Source organism: Colwellia hornerae, assembly GCF_007954355.1.
Taxonomy (GTDB): domain Bacteria; phylum Pseudomonadota; class Gammaproteobacteria; order Enterobacterales; family Alteromonadaceae; genus Colwellia_A; species Colwellia_A hornerae.
This window is the reverse complement of the sequence record NZ_VOLR01000012.1, coordinates 78,622-103,624: the sequence shown is the minus strand read 5'-3', so window position 1 is coordinate 103,624 and position 25,003 is coordinate 78,622. Positions and strand designations below refer to the sequence as shown.

Sequence of the window (25,003 nt, the reverse complement as noted above, 5' to 3'; positions counted from 1 at the left end):
TGAGCCTTTTAAATATCAAAAATAAAATCAACTGATCCTATAAATTTTCCTCGGCAAAAGCAGCTAACCGGCTTCTCACCACACCATTTAAATTAATGGTTGAGCTACCTGAAAAGTCTTTAAAGCGTTCAACAATATAGGTCAACCCTGAGGTAACCGCAGTTAAATAATTACTATCGATTTGGGCAAGATTACCTGAACAAACCAGCTTGGTCCCCTCGCCACAACGGGTGATAATTGTTTTTAATTGCGATGCCGTTAAGTTTTGACATTCATCGAGTAAGACCAAAGAATTTTGAATGCTTCTGCCACGCATAAAATTCACTGACTTAAACTGAATATTCGCTTTTTCCATAATGTAATCAAGGCTACCATTCATATTTTCATCTTGCTTATGTAATACTTCTAATGAATCGGTAATAGCCGCGAGCCAAGGCGCCATTTTTTCTTCTTCTGTTCCGGGTAAAAAGCCAATGGACTCAGCTATTTCAGGAGTACTGCGCGTAACGATAACTTTATCGTATAAGCCACGTTCTATCACTTGCTCAAGCGCTGATGCCAGCGCTAACAGTGCTGATGGGTATGCTAGTATTAATTCTTGACAGACCGACTGACCGACTCTAACTTTATATTAGTACTTGGTTTTAGGTTTTTCAACTTATATTCTAAGGTATCTATCAAGGATTGGCTATGTTTACGGTCTCGAAGTACACTGAAAAAGAGTATAAAATAAGTACAAACAAACTGACACTTGGTAATTTGACTGTTTCTGGTGACTGCTTACTTGAAGCAATGTTGAGTTTACTGAGGATACGTACAACCAATAAGACCATATGCTATCAATTAAAGAATGCGTTACACCTTGCTATAGCCGGCCTTGACTCTCTCCATATGAAAAACCTTCTACTTGAACCTTCGCAAAATGTATCGGTGAACGATGTGATCGCTGGTTACAAAGTATTCGAACGGCGTCTTGTACTGGAGTCATGTATAGACAAATCTAAAGCTTCGATCAGTTCAGCCTTTCGCTCCTTGCTGTCGGATACCAATTTTAGGCTATCTGACGGTACTCTAATCGGCCAGTGTGGCTTCGTGTCTAGCATTAGGCGGAAAGTCGGGCCACTAACACTTGCCCCTTGCTACTCGAATGATATCCAGGCGCTTAGGATTCGTGGCGACAATACAACGAAAGCATACGTCATTTTCGATCCAGATGCATTGCCCGGCCTTATGCAGTCTGGTGGATTACTGGATCTCAGTCTGCAGCAAGCATCAAAATTCTCACAACAGGAACCACTCCAAAAGACTGGCCCACAACACTTGTTACTGGCATTGCAAACTGTTACAAAATCTACCAACGCAACAGACATCAAAAAGGTTCTGAATAGCCAGCCAGGCGTTCTCAATGCCATTGACGTCCTCAAGGGGTTCACACAACTCGAAGATATACTTCAATCAGCTAACATAAAATTGGCGCGATCTAAGAGCGCTAAGCTTCGCTCTGTATTAGAACTCGGCGGCAAGACCCTGGATGGTATAAAGGTTAGTGCCTGTGAATTCTCCACCCGATTTCTAGTTGGCGACAAGATACGTTCGAGTGATGAACAAATGCTTCCTATGGGGGCTATTCCCTTGTTCTCGAAAAAATGTCGCGGAGATAAGATCTGTCATTATATCGAAGGAAACTGCCGCCCTACTGATGCTGATGCGATCCTAAACACAGCGCTGACAAACCTATCCCTCCATTCAGAGAAGCACCCCCTTCCATATCCAGCTCCTCTCAACATTCGTAACGCTTTGAGTGCACTTTTCGGTAAAAGCTACATCAAGGACCGTTGTTCATTTCTGTTTGCCCATTCTGGTAAATTAATAACTGACAAAAAGCTATCACAGGAGGCTACTGCGGCACACGAAATTATTGACCGCCTAGAATCCCCCACGAGCCTTGCACATGCAATCTTTTCCATGCTTTCCCAGCATAGCGACTTAGGTGAACGCGCTATCACGGCTCACAAAAAGACGATTTTTCGTAAGCATCTAGATAAACGAGAAAGAGTGGCGAAAAAGGTCATAACCGCAGTCTGTTTGTCCGCAGAAGAGAGAGAAAATACAGCCACTCATGCTACCACAAAAGAGGGAGCGATTGTCCATCCGCATGCCCCTGAAATACAGGTATTTCTAAAAACTGGAGGACTGCTTGAAATGTGCTTTATAAACACAAAATGGGACGTATTTCACAAGGAGTCTCAATCCACGGAGCCCTACCACTCACGGACCGCTGTTTCAAAGGCTCTACGATTCCTGACACAGCAGGTCAATATCCCATATATCCAGGTCCTGCTTACGTCACCACCAAGTCAAATTACGCCTAGAGATCTTTATCAAGCCTACAAAGAGGTTGAATCGGTTCTCATTGTTAATGCAACAAGCGCGAATTTGAGTAGAGCATTACGGGGTTTTATCAGAAGAAATGCTGGTGAAATTAGCCGTGGGCATCAGGTGAATTGCTTCTCATACCGAACCCGCTTCGTGACTCAGGATCTGTCCCGCACGCTGCCGTGTACTCCGAAAGCCCACTTCACCTTACAAAAAGTGAATATGAGCAAATTTGAATATCTCCCATTTGACAACGATATATTGTCAGGTCTCATGCGCCCCGGTACATTGCTTTCAGAGTGTCTTTTGGCCTCTGAATCCACCCCAATGAATTATTCCTCCGCCTGTAACATATACGACATACTGGAGTACATTTCTCACAGTAACGCAACATCACTGAAATTTTTTCTTAATACAAAGCGAGGCGACATCACCAAGGCGATGGTGATTGACGCACTGATCGAATTTGAGACGCTACTATCGCACCAGAAAAACCTTGCTAGACCTAACCAAAATAGCACCATGTTTCGAGTGTTCTTGGCTAGATGGGCAGGTCCCATCGCTGGGGCCAGCAGTATACATAAAATCCCTTTTCAAACCCGGTTCGATGCAAGTGGCAAGGTTAAGTGCATTTCACCGTTTACCCTGTCAGGGATAGACAGTGCAGGTCAGCAGTCCACTGTAAAATTTGATACTTACCGAGCTCCGAATCTTTTCAAGAAACAGGGGCTACTCGCCAAATCATTATTAACTGCCCGAAAACTATCTAAAGCAAAGCCACTACCGATAGCGCAAGTACAGCAGTGGTCGGCGCTTGTCGAGCACTTCATCAACAAACAAAATATAGAGTGTGGCGTAGGGATGACCAGCTTATTAAGCAGCAAGCTCTCGGAAACCGACCGACGGAAGTTGGTTAAAGGGCTTAAGGCAATAGAGAACCTAATCGAACTTCGAGATACAGGTATTCACGATACAGACTTTCATGCCATACTGTCACTCTTGAGCCTGAGTGGTGAAAAGACATCTGAGGGGCGGTTGCTGTCGGAGATCCGATTCACTTGTCGGTTTTCACCGACCCCGACTATGACGGTGATACAATTCAACGTCAAGGACAAGCGCAATGGCAAAAATAGCACTGGCATCTATGATTTTGATATTACAGACATAGAATGGTGGGTGCCCGCCAACGGAATGCTAATTGTGGCCATTCAACGCGCAGCAAAAGAGTCGTTAACTGCGCCGCTATTCAGATCACGAATAAACACTATCTCAAACACAATAAAGATCCTATACAATGCACTAAATAATCCAGTTGTATCCATTGAAGAGTACAAATCTAACCAGGCTCTGAGGAACCTTTTAACCTCACCGGCTAGTCATCTGAGGAAACGTGATGTCATTTTAGGGCTGAAGCAGCTTGAGGATATCCTCGAGCAGATTCCAACCAAGAAAAACAGACACTCCGAGAGTTTTCGTTACTTGCTGAGTGTTTACGGCGACAGCATATCGAACGGCCTGAGCATTTCGCAATGTAAGTTTAAATCGCGTTTCTCTGCTAATGAGGAACAAGGCCACAGTGAGTTAATTATCCCTGTCGGAAAAAATGGAAAACCACTGAAGCCACCTATAATCCAGAGGCATGTGTCGACAAAGCAGCTAAAGGAAAAGATTAATGAGTATTACCAAAAGCCCATTGATGCCATTACCGATGCTTGCAGGGGGGAACTAGCGCTTTACTACAGATTGCTCGACGAAATAAACCCGCTTGTTGAACGCAGTGACGACGGCTCGTTCTCATACCCGATCCCTGAACCGGTTCGAAAGTTTGCCGGGCTGGCTGCGGTTAGAGAGATAACTAGTTTCAAAGCCGCTAAAAAAATAATAGAGCAGTTTTCACGTAAAAATGTACTCGCTGCTTTTTTGCAGTTACGCGCCGATACCCCCATGGTTCAGGTTGTTCATTGCCCCGGTAAGAGTCTACTTATTGGCTCGGAATTCAATTGCTGGTTCAAAGCATCGCCGACAGCGATGGCACCATTATTCTGGACTCCTTTTTTGCTTCCCCGGCAGATCCTGCTGATCTGCTTTATCCGTATAATGATCCATACGACCTGGAATAAAGACGTGATCGCCTCACTCACACACGAAAATCTACCGTATCCGTTACCTGCCGGTCGCTTTTTCATCCAGGGTTATAAAGACAAGGTGGGAAAATCCACTAAGCATGTCGAGGTCACACCCGCCCAGTCTAGCGTGAAAGAGGCCATTGAGCTGCTCGGCAAGCACCATGCAAACATGGTCAAGTTAGGGATGACACCGCAAACCATTTGGGAAACTCCGCATTCTGATTCCCTGTCATTCCTGAATGCTTCTACGCTTGATGCGTTTAGGGAGCGCTACGACCTGCCGAAGTTTACGATTGAGCAGCTGGCTAAGCACATGATCAAAGTGCGTGAAGGCGTTGATGGCGATATCCGCAGGAGCCAAGAAGAACGGAACCATACAGGAGTAAAGACAACCGCCGGGTATGTCGATCACCCCCTGTCCCGTGCGTTTCATGACGCCAACAATGCAGAGTTTCAGCGCCGACTGGAAACAATGGTTCAAGTCAGGTATGGCGGTGTGAAATCACTGCCCGAGTTTGGTCTATCTAAGGGCAACATAGACCTGAAACTGCTAGAAAATCCGAGCCAACCTACCGACATCCCGAGCTGGTTTATCCTGCCCGATGGCTCTACCTGCAAAGACATCTGGGCGGCGGTAGATAAGGCCAGCAAGTCTCAACGCTTGTGTGGTGGTCGCAAGTGTCATAGTGGCGATGGCTGCCCATACAACACCGTGATTATTGGGCCTGAAGAATTTGCGAATACCCTACGGAAACAGCGCTGGTTTATTGAACGCTGTGACTCCCTAATGCTTAAGCACACCCGAGAATATTTCGATGAGTACATTGCTCCGGAAATGCGCTTCGTATTCGGCCTCTCACGTTACGTTGAGGCTGCGGAACCAGAGTTTTACCAACAAGCAGAACAACTACTAAATGCCACTCAGGGGGGTGACGAATGAGCGTTGCCAAATTCTTAAGCCAGGACGAACTCCGTGAGTTTGAGGTGGCGCAATCAGATCGCCTGCAGGAAACTGCTCGTTCACTTCAAGTTGATGACGATAAATTGGAAATTGTGGGCACCAAACTGAAGTTCAAAAGCATCGTTGAAGAATATCATTATGAATCAGAAAAAGATCTGGCTGAGATTTGGGTCCCAGGCTCAGGCGGCTTTGAACATCCCGTCCCGCTCTTGCTGTATCCGCACCATGCGCAGACAGTCATTCGCCGAATTGACCTCTTCGCTCAGGGTGTTAAGCATACGCCTTCATTCACTAAAAATGGGGCCCCAGGGGTGTTTGCAAACACCATCAAATTCATCGAGTGGGGTCTGCTGAACGATCACTATCTCTTGGAGAGCATCTCTAAGCGAGATATCAAAAAACTACATCAGGAGCTAAAGTATGGCGGCGTACCTCAAATGCTACAGATCCCCCAACGGCTGGACGCATACTGGCACTCCATAAAGGACGATGTAGAAGCGATACAGCACATTGTTCACATTGATGAAGCTGTACAAGCGCTGAACGCTAACCGACTTACCAAGCTGATCGGCGCATCAAACATTCAGGGGATGGTGCCCAAGTACCTGTACCAACAAATTGCCTACAAACTAAGAGAATCGGGATTCAAAGTCCGTGACAGGTTCGCCAGTGCTGGGGTTGGGGCTCCGTCTCAGCCAAAAGAAAAAACCCTGAGTACGCTATTTTCCCAGTGGAACGAATTGGCACGACTGGATGAAGGGGATCACCTCAGCATATTACCGTTCCCCAACGTACGTAAGCTGTCGCTTGATCTTGGTAAGCCATCTGCACGGACCCGCAACCTTCATACCGTTCAAGTTGTTCAATTACTGGGAACTGCACACTTGTGGATACACAAGGCTTCTCCCTTAATCATCCAAGTCATCCGGGATTTGAAGGCTACTATTAATACCAAATTTTCCCTAAGAACAATTCGAGAAACACTTTATAGCCCAGTGTTGGAGTCTTCACCGGCTTTGGACGAGTTAGAGCAGCTCACGGGCATCAACGTTTATCGCGGTAGCCCAAACCTAAGCACAAACGCCGAGGATGGTGTGTGGACCCTAATTGATTGCATCACAGCTTTGATGTCTGCCTGTTTTGTCGTACTACAGACATACAACGCCCGCCGAGAAGCCGAAATCCAAGACCCGGTAGTAGGGATAACGAAGCCGGAACATTTTCGTTGCGTTGATAAAGAGCATGGCTGGTATCAAGCCTACTTCTTCAATGCTAAGCACGGCGAGCGCTACTGGTACACACTAAATCGTGGGAGTACCAAAGCACTGCAGGTGCTATTCGACCTCAAAGACGCCTGGAACACGATAGAAACTACTGGCCTATTCAACGTCCCTAGCTTCACGCTTGACCACGACTACAACATCAAAGCCTACAAGTTTTCCTACAACAAAGGGAAATCCAGCCGTGTTTCAGGTAATAAATTCTTGCAACTCGTGTTTGGTGATAATGCTGACGCCGCCAAAGGCTCGCACATATTTCGACGGATTTACGCTCTCATATACCACTATCAGTACGAAAATAGGGAGTTGCTTGCACTGTGTCACCAGCTTGGCCACGTTGATCCTGACGTCACCGAAATCTATGTCACTGAACCGGCAGCGCGTGAGCAGCACGAGCAACTACAGTACAAGGTTAAACTCACAAACGATGAAAAAACGGAGTCCACTAGGCTCATCAAAGAAGAGAGTAAGGCTCTGGAGATGCTTATAGCGGAAGTTGATGTTGAAAAAACGTCTGAAGACATCCTAGCACTACTGATGGGCTCAATCAGTATGGCTGGTCGTTTCCCCGCGTATCTGAAACGAGTATTCAAAGTACTCTCCAAAAGCGTGAAGTTCAATAAGCAGGTCAAGAAGCGTCATCAGGCTGAGTTTGCCGACCTGCTCCCTGAACAACAAAGTGAAGAAATGGCCAAGTTTGTCTATAAGCGCGGTCACCGTAATCACCCAAAACCACATAACACATGCCACCGAGCCCACAGTACCCCACGTTCGCACAACGATCCTTGCGATCCAGTGGTATGTAAAGGATGCGCCTTCCAGGACGTTAAACAGACCCACATGGATATAATGTCTGCAGACCTGATTGAGCTGAGAGAAATTGCTGGCAATGAATTTGATTACAACCCGTTAGAGCGTATCCGTGCCGAAGAGGCAGCTGAAAACCTAGCACGTGTGGTGGCGCAACATAAGCGCACCATGGCAGGCAACGCAAGTTTATTCTCGGCATCATAGGAGTGATTAAAATGGACAAGCAACGCATTGAAGGCATTAAGAAACTGGAACAAAAGGTTAGAGTATTAGAGGGGTGGCTCGCAACGGATATTCCTCATCGCCTGTCAGACGATGGTAACCGTTTAGAGGACTCTAGAAAGGGAGGCTTTCAACTGGAGTGGTACCCAAAGTCTGTTTCAGGTCTTCGTGGCTGGAACGGCAGTAAGAACAATCCAGCCACTGTCGCCAAATACGACATTCCCAAGAACACTACTGCTCATACGACATACAAGGCCATTTCACAAGCTACCAGAGAGCGCATAGAAGGCACCTGTAAGTTACCTAGCCTGTTTGCCCGCTTAAAAGAAAAAGAAAAGATACAGTACGATAACGGGCACCTCAGCAAAACTCAAAACTTTAATTCCCAATTAGCTTTGGTGAAGAAAAACCATGAAGCCATTGCTCATGAAATGATTGCTCTACGCCTGGAAAACGACACTCTCAATGAGGATGTTCAAGTGAAAGAGCGGCAGATGATAGGATTGAAACTGCAGCATAAAACGGAAATAGAGTGGCGGAACAGACTGGCAAAGCAACAGCAACACCAAGTGATGGAACTGGAAGGTCAGAGTCACCACTTACGCCAACAACTGAATGAGCTAATGGAGAAAACTGGGATTTATCCGGAAGAGCCCACCCCACAAACGAATATCATTCAATTAAAGCAGGATGACTGATGAGCAAGACAGTAAAAGGGAAACGCAATGTTGCTAAGGCCATCGGAGACGAACGAGCCAATGCAATTGAGAAGTGGTTGGCATCGACCCCTGAAATTCCGCTCTACCAAGGTCGCGCAAACCAGGCAGCTATAGGACGAAAATTCAGCATAACAAAATCTACATGGGGCTCAAACCCAAGATTGGAGGTACTTTGGGAACGATTGAAAACAATGGTGGATCAACAAGTTAGTGATTCAGGTACGCCAGTCAATGTCTCTGCAGAGCAACCAGAAGAGGTACGTAAGCTCCTCAAGCAGAAAGATTTGCTCATTGACTGGCTGCGCCGCGAACTAGCTCGCGCCGAATCAAAAATCGAGTACATGGAGCAAGATAAGGCGGCGGAAGAATTACTTATCCTGACAGGACGTTTTATCCGGCATGACACCCTCAAGCAAAACTCTGAATCGGATCCTACACCTGGTTTTGAAGGGAGATCTTAACTATGCAACTTGATGTATTTAGCACAATAGCCCCTACGGTAAAACTCACGGGAATAGTAACAGGAGTTATTGATGCTAAAACTGATGGGAAGCTACATTTCGCTATCTTCAACCTCAAAATTGGTACAGACAAACACCGTGTGTTTTGCCGTTTCGGTACCATTGAGGATCAACCGTCGGTAGACGATATCTGGCATGTCACAGGCGAACACGAGGATGATCAGCGTTACGGCCCACAGTTCATTGCAACCGCCGGTGAACGTAAACCTATTGACGTTGATACTGATCAGACCCTAGTCTGCGATTACATCCAGCAGAGCAAATCCTTTAGCGGTATCGGAAAAAACTGGGTTGAAAAGATGAATAAAGCATTCCCCGATTCATTGGTCAAAACGTTAGAAACAGCTGATACTGTCACGTTTATTAAGCACCCCAGACTGAAAATGCCAGAAACCCTAGCAGAGTCTCTACTCTCGGGCTGGCGGCAATGTTCGACAGAAGTGAAGCTGCTCAAATTCCTGAATAAGAAACAAATCCCTCGAGCACTGGTTAGCAAGCTGACCCGGCTCTGGGGCCGCCAGGTCATAGAGAACCTTGAAGCTGATCCTTATCGACTGCTGCCCTTAATGCCTGCTAAAAATGCCATTGACCAGTGGCGAACAATTGATAAGATTGCCCACGCACAATTTAGCATTCAAAAAGACGATCCGCGCCGGGCATTGGCCGCCATCGAAGCCTGTTTGTATCAGGCTTATGATACAAACGGCCATATGGCTCTGCCGATTAAAAACGTGCAAAGAGTGCTGGATGACGAAAACATAAAATACACTGTTGCTGAGGTTGCGCGGCAGCACGGACAATTTACACTGGTTATCCACCAAGAGCTTAAGTTGGTTCAGAGTTTGGGACATCTGGCGCTCGAAAAGATAACAGCCAAACGTCTGAACGACATCGCATACAGCCCTGATTCCTACACATTAACTTACCAGGAAAGCCTCTTGCTTGAGTTTATAGAACAGGCTCGCATCAAAAAGCAAGTGAAAAAGTTCAAACTGGATGACAACCAGATAAACGCAGTCAAATTTGTAACGCGCTCAAGGTTATCTCTGATAACCGGCGGCGGCGGAACCGGAAAAACGACTATCATTACAGCTATCCTCCATCAACATGAAGCTAGGGGAAAGCCCGTCTGGTTGCTGGCACCAACCAGCAAGGCCGCACGCCGCCTTGCTGAAGAAACTGACCACAAAACCGAGACGGTATTTTCTTTTGTATTGCAGATAGGCGAGCTGATCAGGAGCGGTGAATTGCAGCAAACTTTGATCATCATTGATGAAGCATCGATGCTAGATACGCCATCGATATACACTCTACTGAAGCTATTGCCTAACAATTGGAGACTTTGCTTGGTGGGTGATGTGAAAAAAATGGAGCCTATGGGGCCTGGCCTCGTGTTTCACCAATTGGCCAATGACCCGAATCTATGTGTTACGATCAACCGGTCCTACAGACAGGATGGAATTTCAGATTTGCACAAATTTTGTGATGCTATCGGCAGGCAAGATCTAAAGCCAGCAAGCGCAGTGCTATATCCCTACGCCAAAGGAACCCAATCTGACGTCACATGGCGTCAGACCGAAAGTTCGTCAGTGCGAGCGATGGTCAAGTCAGCACAAAACACCTGGTATGACCTCTACAAAGTAGGGAAAGAGCCACAGCTATTAGCCTCTACTCGCAAAATTTGTGATCAGATAAATCAAGAGCAACAGAAAATCCGGAATTTCAAAAAAAAATTGCCCAGTAGAGAGATCTATGAACGGAAGTTCATTGAGGGTGACACTGTTATCTATGAACAGAACAGCCGAGAGCTTGCCATCTCAAACGGGTCTGTTGGCAAAATCTGTGAAATATACTCAAACACACGATTCAAAGATGGTCGACAGTGCATCATCAAGATCGAGTTTGAGAAAGAAGGGGTTAAGTATATGACAGAGAAGGAATGCCTTTTCATGGATCTGGCCTACTGCATCACGATTCACAAAAGTCAAGGTAGCCAATATGACAACGCTATTGTTATTTTGGATGCCGATTATTTGATTGATAATTCGTGGCTCTATACGGCAGTATCACTAGCTCGCCACAAGGTTGTCCTTGTAGGCGATCTCGAATTTATCAAATATACTATCAACTCACCGTCGAATGCAGCCCGGTGCTATATTGGATCTCCCATTAAGATTCAGGAGACAAAATGAAAGTAACGCAAGAAACAGCTGTTGTTCTATACGGTGAGACGTATTATGTATATCAGGATGCTGACAGCAAGGTGATCTGGCCAGCAATCGATTTCATCAACCACATAATCAAAGCCAAGAGCTCACCCAGTACTATAGCGACGTATCGCCAGGCAATCCGAAGCCTGTTTGACTTCCTCGCAAAGAAGGGGAAAACTTGGGATAATATGACCGATAACTTACTGGTCGATTACAGAAGTTGGCAATTGGAGCGCTCGGTCAAGGATCCGCGATGGCGGGGAAATATAAACGTCACCAAGAACAGCATTAATCACGATTACATATTTCCGCTTTATGAGTTTTACTTCTGGGCACTGCGGCAGGAACTCCATCCGATGCTACTTGGTGTCCAACCGAATGACGGCGCCCAATTTCAGATCACATCTGCACTTCCACTTCGTGATAAAACTGCATCTAAAAAAGATGGACCGGGTCAGAAAAAGCTGTACCCCAAGGTATTTACCGACTGTGGTGTGAGTGATGTTCTAAGCGATAAGGTGGTCGAAGATTGGGAACTGGATCAGCTTAACGATTACATTCGAACAAATTACGATGGATATGAGCGCGCAAGTATGCTGCTGATGGTTCGGATTTCTGATGGGAATGGTTCTCGCCCAATTGCGCTAAGTGGCTATGTGCGGCTGCAATTCACGCAAACGATCATTGAACGGGAGTTATTCAACACCGATAAAGACTCAATAAAAGTGACTCCCCTCGCTCAAAAAGGCGGAAATACAATGCCAATAAACTTCTCGCTAAAGCTGATTACTAGAATCATCTCGTTTATCCAAAGTGATCTGCAGTCTTTCTTGGATGAGACAGGTTTTGAGCAGCATAACGGCCACCTCTTTCTTAACCCTAAAAACGGCACACCAATTACTCCACAGCATATTTCAAAAATATTCAGCGCAATAACAAACAAGCTTGGCTGGCCGCAAGGAAAGAGCATCTACGGCTTACGTCATCGATTTGCTAATCGGAGAATGGCTCTTCAAGCCGATATTAACGCCGAACTGGGGTTCTCTTCTGAAGAAAACGCCGTAGCAATGCAGGTGGCTGACGACATGACTCATCGAAACAAGCAGACGTTAATCAAACATTACTTACGAGACCGTATGCGCCATGGCCATAAAACCAGGCATTACATACAGGATGCTCGCATTAAGGAGCTCGAAGCAGACAGAGAACAACAAACCTTAGAAACACAGATGGCATTAGAAACTGCCGAGAATGAACGGCAATTAGCCAATCAAGCCAGAAATAAGACAACACATGAGCGACAACGGGCAGACAAACTTGAGCAGGAGCTTAAAAAAGTACGTCAAGTTTTAGCAATTCTAAATAGTAGCAAATAGTGGGTTTTTTAGACTGGCATTTACAAGGGGAGCTGACATTAGAGCTTATACCCTAAGGCGCTAAAGCTCCCAAAGCTTTATAAACCGCATCCACCGGATCGCTGTAGAAGCTTAAGCGTGACCTATCATCCCAAAAGGATTGCCAATCGGTACTGTCGATATTTTCACGAAACATACGTTTAGCGACTATAAAAACACTACGCATGAAATCAGCGAGTATTGTTGAATTGATTAACGTCGCTGCAAACATTAGTTGTGTAGAACGATCTGTACTGCCAAAGGCTAGTTGTTCAATAAATTCATCATTTAGACCTGCTAACCGCTTTTTAATCGTCGCTGCATTACGTTTAGCTGAAGCATCAAAACGTTTTGATTAACAATGGCATCTGTCCACGCTTCTTTTGATGGCTTTTTAACTAATAGTTCTGCGATCACCTGACTCTCACGGATCATCAAACTACCACCAATCAGATCACCTAAATACGCTTTATTTTTAACGGTATCAGTTTTAAACCTGGTTGAGCTGTCATTTATAATTCTTCTTCATTTGCTTTATAACCGGGCGCTATTGTTAGATTTTCTTCGCCATACAGGGTTTGTCTGTTACGTAGCCATAACTGATACTCTGCACCGTCTAAAGAAGCTTCTCTAGTACAATCTACATTCTATCTCCTTAATAGATAGCCAGCTAAAGCCGCACGAACATTCAATTCTAGCACCTTATTTTTCATGTCGTAGTCTAGTTCGATGCTGGACATTATTTGGATGTGGAATAAGCTGCAATGGCATCATTCGCATCCATTGATGATCTTCAAGTTTATCTTCATGATTTTCCACGTTCTGTGTAAGTATTGTAACTTTTGAAATGCGTGTAAGAACAAAGTCACGGAAAGAATTTGATTTACGGTCAAAGGCTCTAACGTGCCATCTCAAACCGTTATCTACAATACTGTGTGCAACTAATTCACGAGCCGCACTACCACTACTTAAAGAGGTATAAATTATACTTACAGGCTTTTTATTAATAATAGATTGAATTAAGCGTGCAAGGATAAAGATATCTGAAATGTTTAGTTGACTAGGAGCTTAAATGGAAAAGTAACATCACCGATAGCATCGAAGCCATCGGTTATTTGGTTAGCAAGCTTTACTAACGCTTTACGAAGATCATGTGTGAACAATGGCTTGAAGGTATCACATTGAACATACACTCGTTGTTTAGTATCATAAACCATGTTTTGTGGACGAAATTGTTTATAAAGGTTGAGATCTGCTGTAGCGCCAGACATCCCTTTTTCAAATTTAGTTACCACTTCATTACGAGTGACTCTACCAACAAATAGCAGCTTAAAATCGATGTAAGCAAGTCGTTGTTTCTGTGAGTAATTTAGATCATCAAAAATCATTATATACACGTATCAATTTATTGAGTGAATACAGTATGTTTCAAAATCAAACATACTTTAAGTGGTTCTGCTATTCAATGATTGTCTATTAGTACCAGTGTACTTTTGTCGCTCTTTAAACTTGATTCTAAGATAAAATAGTTAAATAGATATATAAAAATATGAAAAGAGTTTCAGTCCATTTCAGGTAAGAGATCTTGAGGTTTACACTCTAACGCGGCCGCTAAGATGTATAACTTATCCATGGTTATATTGACTTCACCTCGATCAATACGGCCAATATAACTTCGATCGATTTGACTTTTTACAGCGAGTTTATCTTGAGATATTCCTTTAGCGGTTCTTACTGAACGAATTTTTTCTCCAAACCGCTTAGACAGTTCACTCATTATGAATTTCCTAATCAAATGAGCGACTATTCCATATTGCGGATTATAATATCACAGAGTATAATCCCACGGATTATGCTCCCACGGATTATAATACCACATAAGTAAGTTTATTATTTCTAGGATAAAGAAATGAAATTGAACAAGTTGCTAGCTCAAATTATTTCAGCTCCTAATTTTGACCATTTTTCGGCTGTAGAGCTCAGAGCAGCCTATATAACTATTCATTCAGATAAAGCTTTGGATCCCAGTGATGCTCGACGGTTCGTTTATGCAGAACTAGTAAAGTTAGTCAAAAATGGTTGGCTACGAAAAAACGTTTCAAAAAAAAGAGAGATTACCACTTATATTAAAACAAGTTCATTTAATGTAAGTAAAATCATAGAAAATGATAAAAAAGAAAGTAATATAAATTTTAAAGTTACCCCCTCATCTAACACTATTCAAAACTCTCTACGACAACGTTTAACTCAGTATAAAAATGAATTACTGATGAGTTATGGTGAATCAAGTGAATATAAGCAACTTTGTAACGACTTCCCTGACTTATATGAACTGCTACAGCCTCAATATAATAATGCCCGTGAACAAAACTCCAGATTACTAGGGCAAATAAAAGCAGTAGAAAATTTAATTAACGATGGTAACAGTAAAGCAGTATGAAACTAAGAAAATGGCAATCAGAGTGTGTTGATAAAGCATTTGAACAATATGTAAATGGAGAAACTCATTTTTTGACATTAGCTACGCCAGGTGCCGGTAAAACATTTATGGCATCAGAGTTAGCTAACCGGCTTTTAAAAAGAAATCTTGTCGATTTAATTATTTGTTTTTCTCCTTCTTCTATTGTTTCTCAAGATTTTAGTGAAAGTTTACAGAGAAAAACCCAAGAACGTTTTGATGGATTAATGGGATCAAAAGGTCGATCGTTAACTTATCAAAATTTACAATTTTTAGATGTTAGCTTTTGGCAACTTTTTGAGAGATACAAGGTTTTCGTTATCTTCGACGAAATTCATCACTGTGCCGGTTCTAATATTGAGAATGCCAATGCCTGGGGAGAGCAAATAATACTAAATATTCAAGATAAGGCTAAATTTACTTTGGCGTTGACTGGTACTCCTTGGCGATCAGATACTGCACCCATTGTTCTGTCGAATTATATGCATCCGAGCAACAAAATATCTTGTGATTTTGTTTATGGGCTTGCTGAAGCCATTAAAGATAATGTTTGTCGTATACCGCAGATAGTTGCCGTAGATAATAATAATATTTCTGTTGTTGATAATGAAGAGACTAAAACCTTCAATAGTTTTAAAACTTTATTGTGTCAGTCAATCATTCCATACAAGGAGGTTATTGAAAATACAGCTGTTATTAAATACGTCATCTCATCTGCACATCAAAGATTAACGTCAATTCGAAAAGAATCTCCTAATGCTGCAGGATTAATTGTTGCGTCATCTGTCGAGCATGCAAGGAATATTTCAATTCTAATGAAAACCTATCTCAACGAGGATAGCGTTGTGGTTACCTATAGAGAAAATGAACCTACAAATATTATTCAGGAATTCAGGCACGCTCAAAGTAAATGGATAATATCCGTAGGTATGATCAGTGAAGGTACAAACATTCCTCGTTTACAGGTATGTTGCCACCTAACGAATATAAAAACGGAAATGCACTTTAGGCAGATTTTAGGACGTATACTTAGGGTTACAGGTTTAAAAAATCAAGAGGCGGTTATGTACATGCCCGCTGAGCCTAAACTTTTAGAGTATGCTTACCGAGTTAAACAAGATGTTCCTTTTGAAGCCGATATCGTTAAATTTGAAAAAATGAGGATAAAGCCTCAGATTGAAGACAAGGTTAATAATAAAATATCTACCACACTAAAGTTCGATAATAAAAAGACTAAATTGATCCAATCAGAAATAAAGCTAGGTGATACTGAACACTTTGTTGATGCGGTACCTTTTGAGCAAGTTAAGGAAACATCTGACAAACACTTTTTGACAAGCTCATATGAAAAAGTGGTTAATATTTTTGGTCGATTTCAGCAAGAATCAATTGAGCTTGGGTTAACTGAATTGAGGTAACTATACTCTCATTTTATTTTAGTCAATTAACTTAAAGTTCTGTTCCATAATACTATTGTCCATCTATGAATGTTTTATTAAGCAAGTAAATTAAGTGTTCAGTTCAGGACAACTACATCTCAGTTTAGCCACCAAATAACATAAGAACGGTCAGTCATTATCATGACTCACATTACCATTAAAAGTCACTTACTTTGACCATTGAATTACATTAGGTTTGCTACTATTAATTAAGACATATTGTTAACATTAGCTATGGAACATTAGAGACTGGATAATTACTTTAGTTGTGCCACCCAATTACATCAGAATTACCAGTCATTATCATCCAAAACGGCCACCTAATGACATTTACTGTGACCACTGAAAATATTAGGTTTGCCACTAAGAAATAATACCACTTTGTGCGCTAGCGGGAGCTTCAAGTGACTAAATTAATACTTCGGCTTCTAGCCATTACCTGACATTAGCTTTTGAGTACTAACGGCAGTTCAGAGATCCTAAAGTTGTCGTTTTTATATAAAAAATCACATTTATTCAAAACTAAAATTATGCCTAAAACCTTTGCACGGAATTAGATCTCAAATCTCCAAAGCGGACATTGGAATTGTTTAAGTTTTAAATAAATTTAGAGTAATAAATCTAAGGCGGTTTCGCCCCCATAACGAGATAGAGATAACAATGATTATATCCAAAAACGATCTATTATTAAGATTTGAAAATGATAGCTTTGCATTCCTTAAAAGGGTCAGTCCCTTTGTCCTTTATTAAAGAAATTCTGTATTAATAATTATATTGACCTCTCTAATTTCTTACGAAATTTACTCGGTGTATCCCCATAATATTCTTTAAATGCATGCGAAAGTGTACGCGCGTCTGAAAACCCAATACCATCAGCAATTCCTTCAAGTGATAAATTTGAATGTTTTAATAACTGATAAGCTTTTGCCATACGCCAACGGCTTATATAAACCATTGGCGAAACACCGATGGCAGCTTTGAATTTACGCTGTAATGTCGCACGAGACATGCCGACGACATCACTAATAATATCTAGAGTCCATTGTCTTTCAGGATTCTGATGAATGAGCTGTAATATTTTATTTAAACGCGGTTCTTTAAGTGCAGATAAGAAGCCAGTTAGATGCTCATTTTTCTTGATGAAGTTATTGAGTAGCTGAATAAATAAGACTTCAGTTAAACGATCTATTATGCTGTTTTTTTTACTATTTGTTCTGTTTATTTCCGCGTCAATTAATTTTACTGTCATCCAAACATTATCACTCGATTGAATATTGGAAAGTTGAATTATTGAGGGTAATGCACTGAGAATAGGATGTTCAATAGCCTCGTCATATTCAACTATTCCACACATAATCTTATTGGTGATTTCACCTTGTTGAAAAAGTGGCATACCTAAAGCACAAGCGTCTCCTGCTTGCGCACTAGGTACTAATTCACGATCCAATTGATCCGCTATCCAATGCATATCTCCACCTGGAATCATGACGATGTCCATTGGCTCTACATTAATATTGCTACCTTCTGCTCCCACATAAAAGCCACCTTCCAATGCAATATGAAATCTTGGCATTACGATTGATGATAACGACATTCCCCAAGGTGCAGCAAGGCTTGAATGAAAGAATATACTGCCACGAAAGCGAAGAGTATCAATGACATCATCAAGTACATTAAATTCTGATGTTGGACATTTGAGTTGATGAGCGACATTATTGAGCATTTCAGATACCAAGGGTTAATTGTAGTTACTGTTATAGTGATATTTTAAGAAATAAAAAAGAGTATATTATTAAAATGAATAAACTATTAATAGCAATATCGTTCCTGTTTGTGCAAGTCATTTTTTCAGGGGCCACTCATGCAAGTGAAGCATTTTTAATGAAAAATGGTGAGCTTGAACGTCCTACTGGGTATCGAGAGTGGATCTACGTTGGAACACCCGTTACACCCAATGACATGAATGATGGCAAAGCCGCATTTCCTGAACTTCATAATGTTTACATAGATCCTAAAAGCTGGGAACACTGGAAAAATAAAGGTGAATTCCGTGATGGTACTATTATTATTAAAGAACTAGTGTCAGTTGGTTCAAAATCTGCCGTTAGCGGTAAAGGCTATTTTATGGGCGATTTCATTGGCCTTGAAGCCACAATAAAAAGCAAGAAACACTTTAAAGATGAGCCGGGTAACTGGGCATATTTTAGTTTTTCAAGTGCGGATCATAAAACGTTGTCCAAAACAGCAAAAGCATTCCCATCAACGTCTTGTAACTCATGTCATGCAAATGCTGCGGCTGATGACTTTGTTTTTACTCAATATTATCCTGTGTTAAGTCAGGGTAAGGGAATGAAAATGAAAGCTGGTGGTGGTTATTCAGACAGTCTTAAGCCAATTAAATAAGAAAAACATAAGTTAGCTCGCCGTTTTATCATTTGATTTTCTATTAAGGTCAAATGATAAATCGGTTCATTTTTATAGCTTTATAAGTAACGCCTATCGGAGACAAATATGCTTACATTTTCAACCAACACCTTAATTCGATTAAAAATTCCTGTCATCATGCTCTTCCTACTGCCTTTTCATACCATGGCCGAAAAAGCCGAAACATCATCAGGAAAAGCGGTCGATAATGCATATGCAGCTAAAGTGTGGCAATACATGGTTAAAAATAAACTGGTAGGTGATGGGCGTACACGCAGTTACCCCTTTGTAGGAAACCGACCACATGGCAGTATCCAAGAAGTTATCTCAACTAACGCTGAAATAGAGGGTCAAAAAGGAAAACTGATCGTTAAGCATAACTATGGCGCTAAAGAAGAACTTACACCGCATAAAGTCTATAGCGATGATCAAGCCGATAATTATGTAGCGCTTACGATTATGTTTCAACGTGAAAAAGGCTACGACTCAACTAATAGTGATTGGTTTTGGGCTGAGTATTATCCTGATGGTAGAATCATTAACTATCAAGGCGTAGATTTATCAGGTCGTTCACAAATGTGCTTAGGCTGCCATACCCCACTTGGAGGTAAAGACAGAGAAGTATTAAACGGTAGCTCTAAATAACTAGTTATCAACTAATATGGGCACACCACACTATGGTAAGGATATTACACTGGAGTATTGTCTTTAGTATTGTTGTGGCCTACTTAACTGCTTACTATCGATATTGGTATACCACACAAACTGAAGTAGCGAATTGGTACTTACTCGTTATTCATCTTAACTTTGGTCTATTAATATTGATACTTAGTCTCATTATGTTCGTTTCACGTTACCGTTCATCTAAAATAGTGGCTAAGACTTTATCGCCCAACAACGTATGGCTAAAATTATCAGCAAAAATAATGCATTACACTTTGTACTTTATGCTTATTTCACTACCCGTCAGCGCCTTAATTGGCACTGGCTTTGATATTCCAATAGCAGGTGTTATTAGCTTGCCTGGTTTTTTTAGGTCTGAATTCATTGAACAGTTGTTACAACAAAATTTTGATATGTTAATGATCACCTTTATAGAACCTTTTGCCAATTATCATCGAGATATAGCGTCAGATATCATACTGCCAATATTGCTTATTGGTCATATAGGTGCGGCAATAATGCATCAAAAAATAAAATAAGTTAGCGAGTTCCGTTAATACATACAATGAATATTATAGTGTCACACTTAAAGGTGACAAAACGCCGAGGACAGAAAGTCATGACAACATATCAAAAATCCGCCGATGCAATTTCAGCACTAACCAAAGAACAATATCGTGTAACACAAGAAAGTGGCACAGAGCGAGCGGGTAGTGGAGAGCATCTTAATAATACTTCGCCTGGTATTTATGTGGATATCGTTTCAGGTGAACCGCTATTTGCTTCATCGGATAAATATGAATCTGGCTGCGGCTGGCCAAGCTTTACTAAACCAATAGAGTCAAAAAATGTCCAAGAAATTAAGGATAAAAGCCATGGTATGGTTCGTACCGAAGTACGTTCTGATAGCGGAGACAGTCATTTAGGACATGTATTTAATGATGGTCCAACAAATAAAGGTGGATTACGTTACTGTATTAATTCCGCTTCTCTTCGTTTTATCCCTATTGATGAGATGGTAAACAATGGCTTTGGTGAATACGTAGCTCAAGTAGAGAGTAGATCAAAATAACGATTGAACGTGCTATTTTCAATAGTGACTAGAGAGAGCACAATGCATAATGAAAACTTCAGCAAGGTTGGTTTAGGAGGTGGTTGCCATTGGTGTACAGAAGGGGTTTTCGAATCCCTAATTGGCATTAAAACGGTGAAGCAAGGCTGGATTTCTTCAATTGGCATTGATAATGAATTTTCTGAAGCCATTGAAGTATATTTTGATCAAGCTCTGATTAGTTTGCAGACATTAATCGAAATTCATTTACATACTCATGCATCCACATCTAACCATTCCATGCGGCAAAAATACCGCTCGGCAATATATACCTATAACGATGATCAAAACCAAGAAGCTAGCAATATTTTAGACTCTTTACAGAGTAATTTTGATAAACCAATTATCACGAAAGTACTGCCATTTGAGTCATTTAAGGAAAATAAGGGGGAGTTTCTCAATTACTTATATAATTCACCGAATAAACCCTTTTGTAAAACTTATATTCATCCAAAATTGAGTCTTTTGCTTACTCGCTTCAAGCCATTTGTTAATAGTGAGAAATTGGCTAGTTCGGGTGTGATCTTAAAAAATTAATAATCGACGATAACTAATAATTAGCAAATAATATTTTGAACGATCCTCCTCATAACAACGTTTTTGATAATAAAAACAAAAGATACAGAGTTAAATGTTTAACTAAAGTGCCCCTCAATTACTTTAGTTAAACATTATTTTATACCATAAAGCTCTTGGAACTGTATGATCGCCTACTTATATTTATCAGGTTAATTGACGCTTCTAACACTTAATGATATCCAATTTATCTACTACTTAACCAATGTGGTCAACACGTGTGGATTATTATGCAGCGTTTTATGCACCGGACAGCGATCAGCAATTTCCATTAGCCGAGCCCTTTCTGAATCGGATAACGGCCCTAATAACTGAACCTTCCGAATTAATACCTCCATGCTTTTGTTTTGTTCTGTAACGTTACCCGCATCTTCTAAATAGTTACGCTCGTGCGACAATGACACTTCCACATGCTCGAGTGGAATTTCCTTTCGAGTAGCGTACATACGAATGGTCATTGCTGTACAAGCGCCTAAAGCAGCGAGTAGATGCTCGTAAGGATCGGGGCCTGAATTTTTACCGCCTAACTGTACTGGTTCATCTGCATTCCAGTGATGATGATCACTAAAAACATCTTGTTGAAATTTATGGTCAATTTCGGCCACCAAAACATGCCCTTTAGAACTTTCGAGCGACTGTCCTCGTTAACTTTCTCTCGTTAACTTTCTCTCGTTAACTTTCTAACTGCAGGCTATAAAAAATCCTGCAGTACTGTAAATGATAAAAAGGAAAGAAAGTGAACTCGAACGAATAAAATTACGCGCCTGGACCACAATCAATGCAACGAAGCGGTGGGTGCGCGCCCATGTCTAAGTTAAACAATAAGTCACGAAGAGCACTACGCAAACCCTCTTCAATAACCGGGTGATAAAATGGCATTTGCAATACCTCACTTACGGTCATTCTAAGCTGAATAACCCATGCTAACAAATGTGCAATGTGTTCATTGTGTGGGCCTATCATCTCTGCGCCAAGTAATACACCAGTCTCTTTGTCACCATATACTTTCAATAAACCTTTATTGACCAGCATAACTCTTGAGCGACCTTGTCCGGTAAAGCTCACGCTACCACTTGCAAAATGACAGCCTAATTTTTTAGTAAGTGCTCTGAATGACATGCCCACGGTGGCTATTTGTGGATCGGAAAAGACTACGCCTAAACTGGTTTTACGGGCTTTTTTAAATACTTGGGGGAAGGTTGAGGCATTCTCGCCTGCTAATCGTCCTTCGTCTGCCGCTTCGTGCAATAGTGGAATATCACCATTAACATCACCAGCAATAAATACATGGCTGTTACCACATTGCATTGACATAGGATTATAAATAGGCACGCCGCGACCATCTAATTCAAGGGACGTATTTTCTATTCCAATATTATCAATATTCGTTTTACGACCCGTTGCGGCTAGTAGGTAATCAAATGTTTCTGTAACTTCTTCGCTATCAGGTGTCGGCTTAAACGTTATTTGTACGCCCTTGTCGTTGCGCTCTATAGATTTAACTTGGCCATTGCTATGAAACGGAAATTCACCTTTAAAAATTTCAAGGGAAGTGGCGATAACCTCAGGGTCAGAAAGGGGGCCAACCGCGTCGCCCACACCAAATAAATGGGTATGAACACCTAAACGATGCAGTGCTTGGCCTAATTCTAAACCAATTACTCCTGCGCCAAAAACCGCGATCGATTTGGGTAAGTCATCCCAATAGAAAACATCGTCATTGGTAATAAGACGATCTTTTGCTTGTTCAAAGAAGCCTGGAATATTGGGGCGAGATCCCGTAGCAATAATTATCTTGTCTGCAGTAAGAGTGCCGCCTGTTGATAGACTCAAAGTATGGTCATCGACAAAACTAGCGTAAGCCTGAATGCGATGTTTTTCGTCAAAACTATCTATATCTTCATTTACAAAACCTACAAAACGGTCGCGTTCATCTTTAACGCGTTTCATCACTGCCTTGCCATCAACACTTGGTATTTTTCCTTGCAAACCAAAATCTGCAAATTTTTCTGTGTTATGACGTAACTCGCCAGGCGCAATTAATAGTTTGGAAGGCATACAACCGACTCTTGCACAAGTCGTCCCGTACTGCCCACCTTCAATTAATGCAATGCTGTCGGTATGTTTACGAACTTCGCGATAGGCTCCCATACCAGCAGTGCCGGTGCCAATAATGGCGACTTCTACGTGAGTGTTCTGATTGTTTTTCATTTAATATCCTCAAACTGATTATTATTGATAAAATTACTATAAAGTCGATTAACAACTAAGCAATGCTCAATGAACTTTATTATTATCATGATTCGTTCAATAATTAATATGTACTGAATAATACATATTCTTCAATTAAACCTGCTTTACTGACGAAATAACTTAGCTAATACAAATTGACGCTTCTAACACTTAATGATATCCAATTTATCTACTACTTAACCAATGTGGTCAACACGTGTGGATTATTATGCAGCGTTTTATGCACCGGACAGCGATCAGCAATTTCCATTAGCCGAGCCCTTTCTGAATCGGATAACGGCCCTAATAACTGAACCTTCCGAATTAATACCTCCATGCTTTTGTTTTGTTCTGTAACGTTACCCGCATCTTCTAAATAGTTACGCTCGTGCGACAATGACACTTCCACATGCTCGAGTGGAATTTCCTTTCGAGTAGCGTACATACGAATGGTCATTGCTGTACAAGCGCCTAAAGCAGCGAGTAGATGCTCGTAAGGATCGGGGCCTGAATTTTTACCGCCTAACTGTACTGGTTCATCTGCATTCCAGTGATGATGATCACTAAAAATATCTTGTTGAAATTTATGGTCAATTTCGGCTACCAAAACATGCCCTTTAGTGAGACTAGGGCGGGATGTTTCTGGCACTGGAATATATCGACTTGCCCAGCCTGAAATCGTTTGCGCTACATATTCACTATCTACTGATTTTGATAAAAGATGATCTGCCGTATCTAGGCTAACAAAACTTTTAGGATGCTTAGCGGCTTTGTAAATTTGCTCTGCATCGGCAATATCTACGGTTAGGTCGATAGGAGAATGTAATACTAATAAGGCTTTATTTAGATGCTTAATATGTTCTGTTGTTTGGTTACGTAAATCATCCAAAAATTGTTTTTTAATAGTGAATTCACGTGGACCCAAACTAACTTTTGCTAGTCCTGTTTGTTCTATTGTGTCGAGATGAGCATCAAAGTTATGTATAACATGACTTGCTTCAAACGGAGCGCCTATAGTTACCACCGCTTTAACTTCTGGCAGTTGTGCCGCCATTGCTAAAACTGCTGCTCCACCAAGGCTATGCCCAATTAATAATTGCGGCGCTTGATAATGCTGCTCTAGAAATTTGGCCGCAGAAAGCAAATCTTCAGTATTAGATGAAAAATTAGTATTAGCAAAGTCACCGTCACTATTGCCTAAGCCGGTGAAATCAAATCGAAAAACGGCAAAGCCATGTTGTACAAGAAAACGACTAATTCTCGAAGCCGCTGCAACATCTTTACCGCAGGTAAAACAGTGGGCAAATAAAACATAGGCTCTAATTTTTGTGTCAGGCGTTTCAAGTAAGCCAGCAAGGCTTTGTCCTTGGCTAGAAAATTCTATTTTTGTTCTCATTGTTTTCACCTTTTGTTGGTAATAAACACCTCGTATACCAAGTTTGCTCAATGTTTAATTGCTTAATATAAAAATGTTCTTTATC

At 41.6% G+C, this 25,003-nt stretch carries 19 protein-coding genes and 2 pseudogenes; 13 read left to right on the top strand and 8 right to left on the bottom strand.

Going from position 1 to position 25,003, the window contains the following annotated elements; all coding sequences use genetic code 11:
- Positions 1-37: 37 nt before the first annotated feature.
- Positions 38-571, bottom strand: a pseudogene (locus ESZ26_RS10180) (PhoH family protein); the annotation flags it as partial.
- Between the two features lie 119 nt (positions 572-690).
- Between ESZ26_RS10180 and ESZ26_RS10175 the strand changes: the two are divergent.
- From ESZ26_RS10175 to ESZ26_RS10150, 6 genes are read left to right on the top strand one after another with little or no spacing between them, the layout of a single operon-like run.
- Positions 691-5,442, top strand: coding sequence for a hypothetical protein (locus tag ESZ26_RS10175; RefSeq protein ID WP_146799519.1), 4,752 nt, complete (start codon positions 691-693; stop codon positions 5,440-5,442).
- On the top strand, positions 5,439-7,757 hold the full coding sequence (locus tag ESZ26_RS10170) for a hypothetical protein (protein ID WP_146799518.1): 2,319 nt from the start codon (positions 5,439-5,441) through the stop codon (positions 7,755-7,757). The genes ESZ26_RS10175 and ESZ26_RS10170 overlap by 4 nt, the downstream gene beginning before the upstream one ends.
- A gap of 11 nt (positions 7,758-7,768) precedes the next feature.
- A complete protein-coding gene (locus ESZ26_RS10165; RefSeq protein WP_146799517.1) occupies positions 7,769-8,473 on the top strand; it encodes a hypothetical protein in 705 nt (234 codons plus the stop codon).
- Positions 8,473-8,955 (top strand): hypothetical protein, encoded by a 483-nt coding sequence (locus tag ESZ26_RS10160; RefSeq protein WP_146799516.1) that lies wholly within the window; start codon positions 8,473-8,475, stop codon positions 8,953-8,955. Before ESZ26_RS10165 ends, ESZ26_RS10160 begins: the two co-directional genes overlap by 1 nt.
- A gap of 2 nt (positions 8,956-8,957) precedes the next feature.
- Positions 8,958-11,207 carry an AAA family ATPase gene (locus ESZ26_RS10155; RefSeq protein ID WP_146799515.1) on the top strand — a complete coding sequence of 750 codons (2,250 nt, stop codon included), beginning with the start codon at positions 8,958-8,960 and terminating at the stop codon, positions 11,205-11,207.
- Positions 11,204-12,601, top strand: coding sequence for a site-specific integrase (locus tag ESZ26_RS10150; protein WP_146799514.1), 1,398 nt, complete (start codon positions 11,204-11,206; stop codon positions 12,599-12,601). The genes ESZ26_RS10155 and ESZ26_RS10150 overlap by 4 nt, the downstream gene beginning before the upstream one ends.
- 52 nt (positions 12,602-12,653) lie before the next feature.
- Here ESZ26_RS10150 and ESZ26_RS10145 read toward each other — a convergent pair whose 3' ends face one another.
- The 3 genes and pseudogenes from ESZ26_RS10145 to ESZ26_RS10135 form a co-directional block, all read right to left on the bottom strand.
- A complete protein-coding gene (locus ESZ26_RS10145) occupies positions 12,654-12,932 on the bottom strand; it encodes a BrxA family protein (RefSeq protein WP_211361221.1) in 279 nt (92 codons plus the stop codon).
- Between the two features lie 199 nt (positions 12,933-13,131).
- Positions 13,132-14,004: pseudogene (locus tag ESZ26_RS10140) on the bottom strand (WYL domain-containing protein).
- A 176-nt stretch (positions 14,005-14,180) separates the two neighbouring features.
- Positions 14,181-14,396, bottom strand: a complete 216-nt coding sequence (locus tag ESZ26_RS10135; RefSeq protein ID WP_081150019.1) for a helix-turn-helix domain-containing protein — start codon at positions 14,394-14,396, stop codon at positions 14,181-14,183.
- A 132-nt stretch (positions 14,397-14,528) separates the two neighbouring features.
- Here ESZ26_RS10135 and ESZ26_RS10130 point away from each other — a divergent pair, with 132 nt between their 5' ends.
- Positions 14,529-15,059, top strand: coding sequence for a hypothetical protein (locus ESZ26_RS10130; RefSeq protein ID WP_146799513.1), 531 nt, complete (start codon positions 14,529-14,531; stop codon positions 15,057-15,059).
- On the top strand, positions 15,056-16,495 hold the full coding sequence (locus ESZ26_RS10125; RefSeq protein WP_146799512.1) for a DEAD/DEAH box helicase: 1,440 nt from the start codon (positions 15,056-15,058) through the stop codon (positions 16,493-16,495). The genes ESZ26_RS10130 and ESZ26_RS10125 overlap by 4 nt, the downstream gene beginning before the upstream one ends.
- Positions 16,496-17,285: 790 nt before the next feature.
- On the opposite strand, the gene ESZ26_RS10120 is transcribed toward ESZ26_RS10125, so the two are convergent.
- Positions 17,286-18,239, bottom strand: a complete 954-nt coding sequence (locus ESZ26_RS10120) for an AraC family transcriptional regulator (protein ID WP_146799511.1) — start codon at positions 18,237-18,239, stop codon at positions 17,286-17,288.
- Between the two features lie 74 nt (positions 18,240-18,313).
- Between ESZ26_RS10120 and ESZ26_RS10115 the strand changes: the two genes are divergently transcribed.
- From ESZ26_RS10115 to ESZ26_RS10095, 5 genes are all read left to right on the top strand, one after another.
- Positions 18,314-18,919, top strand: a complete 606-nt coding sequence (locus ESZ26_RS10115) for a cytochrome P460 family protein (protein ID WP_170246352.1) — start codon at positions 18,314-18,316, stop codon at positions 18,917-18,919.
- Between the two features lie 108 nt (positions 18,920-19,027).
- Positions 19,028-19,585, top strand: a complete 558-nt coding sequence (locus ESZ26_RS10110) for a cytochrome P460 family protein (protein ID WP_146799509.1) — start codon at positions 19,028-19,030, stop codon at positions 19,583-19,585.
- A 32-nt stretch (positions 19,586-19,617) separates the two neighbouring features.
- Positions 19,618-20,142: a cytochrome b/b6 domain-containing protein gene (locus ESZ26_RS10105; protein WP_146799508.1), complete on the top strand. Its 525-nt coding sequence runs from the start codon at positions 19,618-19,620 to the stop codon at positions 20,140-20,142.
- An 80-nt stretch (positions 20,143-20,222) separates the two neighbouring features.
- Complete coding sequence (msrB, locus tag ESZ26_RS10100) at positions 20,223-20,675, top strand: peptide-methionine (R)-S-oxide reductase MsrB (protein WP_146799507.1); 453 nt, start codon at positions 20,223-20,225, stop codon at positions 20,673-20,675.
- A 42-nt stretch (positions 20,676-20,717) separates the two neighbouring features.
- Positions 20,718-21,251, top strand: coding sequence for a peptide-methionine (S)-S-oxide reductase (locus ESZ26_RS10095; protein ID WP_146799506.1), 534 nt, complete (start codon positions 20,718-20,720; stop codon positions 21,249-21,251).
- Between the two features lie 233 nt (positions 21,252-21,484).
- On the opposite strand, the gene ESZ26_RS10090 is transcribed toward ESZ26_RS10095, so the two are convergent.
- The 3 genes from ESZ26_RS10090 to ESZ26_RS10080 all read right to left on the bottom strand — a co-directional run bounded on the left by ESZ26_RS10090 (position 21,485) and on the right by ESZ26_RS10080 (position 24,918).
- Positions 21,485-21,895, bottom strand: a complete 411-nt coding sequence (locus tag ESZ26_RS10090; RefSeq protein ID WP_223813310.1) for an OsmC family protein — start codon at positions 21,893-21,895, stop codon at positions 21,485-21,487.
- 151 nt (positions 21,896-22,046) lie between these two features.
- Positions 22,047-23,501, bottom strand: a complete 1,455-nt coding sequence (locus tag ESZ26_RS10085; protein WP_146799504.1) for a dihydrolipoyl dehydrogenase — start codon at positions 23,499-23,501, stop codon at positions 22,047-22,049.
- Between the two features lie 214 nt (positions 23,502-23,715).
- The gene (locus ESZ26_RS10080; protein WP_146799503.1) at positions 23,716-24,918 is read right to left on the bottom strand and encodes a bifunctional alpha/beta hydrolase/OsmC family protein; all 1,203 of its coding nucleotides are present in this window, start codon (positions 24,916-24,918) and stop codon (positions 23,716-23,718) included.
- Between the last annotated feature and the right edge of the window lie 85 nt (positions 24,919-25,003).

Bases quoted from the DNA above. Each gene is read 5' to 3' on its own strand.
- ESZ26_RS10175 (WP_146799519.1), top strand. From the start codon at position 691: ATGTTTACGGTCTCGAAGTACACTGAAAAAGAGTATAAAATAAGTACA.
- ESZ26_RS10170 (WP_146799518.1), top strand. From the start codon at position 5,439: ATGAGCGTTGCCAAATTCTTAAGCCAGGACGAACTCCGTGAGTTTGAG.
- ESZ26_RS10165 (WP_146799517.1), top strand. From the start codon at position 7,769: ATGGACAAGCAACGCATTGAAGGCATTAAGAAACTGGAACAAAAGGTT.
- ESZ26_RS10160 (WP_146799516.1), top strand. From the start codon at position 8,473: ATGAGCAAGACAGTAAAAGGGAAACGCAATGTTGCTAAGGCCATCGGA.
- ESZ26_RS10155 (WP_146799515.1), top strand. From the start codon at position 8,958: ATGCAACTTGATGTATTTAGCACAATAGCCCCTACGGTAAAACTCACG.
- ESZ26_RS10150 (WP_146799514.1), top strand. From the start codon at position 11,204: ATGAAAGTAACGCAAGAAACAGCTGTTGTTCTATACGGTGAGACGTAT.
- ESZ26_RS10135 (WP_081150019.1), bottom strand. From the start codon at position 14,396: ATGAGTGAACTGTCTAAGCGGTTTGGAGAAAAAATTCGTTCAGTAAGA.
- ESZ26_RS10130 (WP_146799513.1), top strand. From the start codon at position 14,529: ATGAAATTGAACAAGTTGCTAGCTCAAATTATTTCAGCTCCTAATTTT.
- ESZ26_RS10125 (WP_146799512.1), top strand. From the start codon at position 15,056: ATGAAACTAAGAAAATGGCAATCAGAGTGTGTTGATAAAGCATTTGAA.
- ESZ26_RS10120 (WP_146799511.1), bottom strand. From the start codon at position 18,239: ATGCTCAATAATGTCGCTCATCAACTCAAATGTCCAACATCAGAATTT.
- ESZ26_RS10115 (WP_170246352.1), top strand. From the start codon at position 18,314: ATGAATAAACTATTAATAGCAATATCGTTCCTGTTTGTGCAAGTCATT.
- ESZ26_RS10110 (WP_146799509.1), top strand. From the start codon at position 19,028: ATGCTTACATTTTCAACCAACACCTTAATTCGATTAAAAATTCCTGTC.
- ESZ26_RS10105 (WP_146799508.1), top strand. From the start codon at position 19,618: ATGGTAAGGATATTACACTGGAGTATTGTCTTTAGTATTGTTGTGGCC.
- msrB (WP_146799507.1), top strand. From the start codon at position 20,223: ATGACAACATATCAAAAATCCGCCGATGCAATTTCAGCACTAACCAAA.
- ESZ26_RS10095 (WP_146799506.1), top strand. From the start codon at position 20,718: ATGCATAATGAAAACTTCAGCAAGGTTGGTTTAGGAGGTGGTTGCCAT.
- ESZ26_RS10085 (WP_146799504.1), bottom strand. From the start codon at position 23,501: ATGAAAAACAATCAGAACACTCACGTAGAAGTCGCCATTATTGGCACC.
- ESZ26_RS10080 (WP_146799503.1), bottom strand. From the start codon at position 24,918: ATGAGAACAAAAATAGAATTTTCTAGCCAAGGACAAAGCCTTGCTGGC.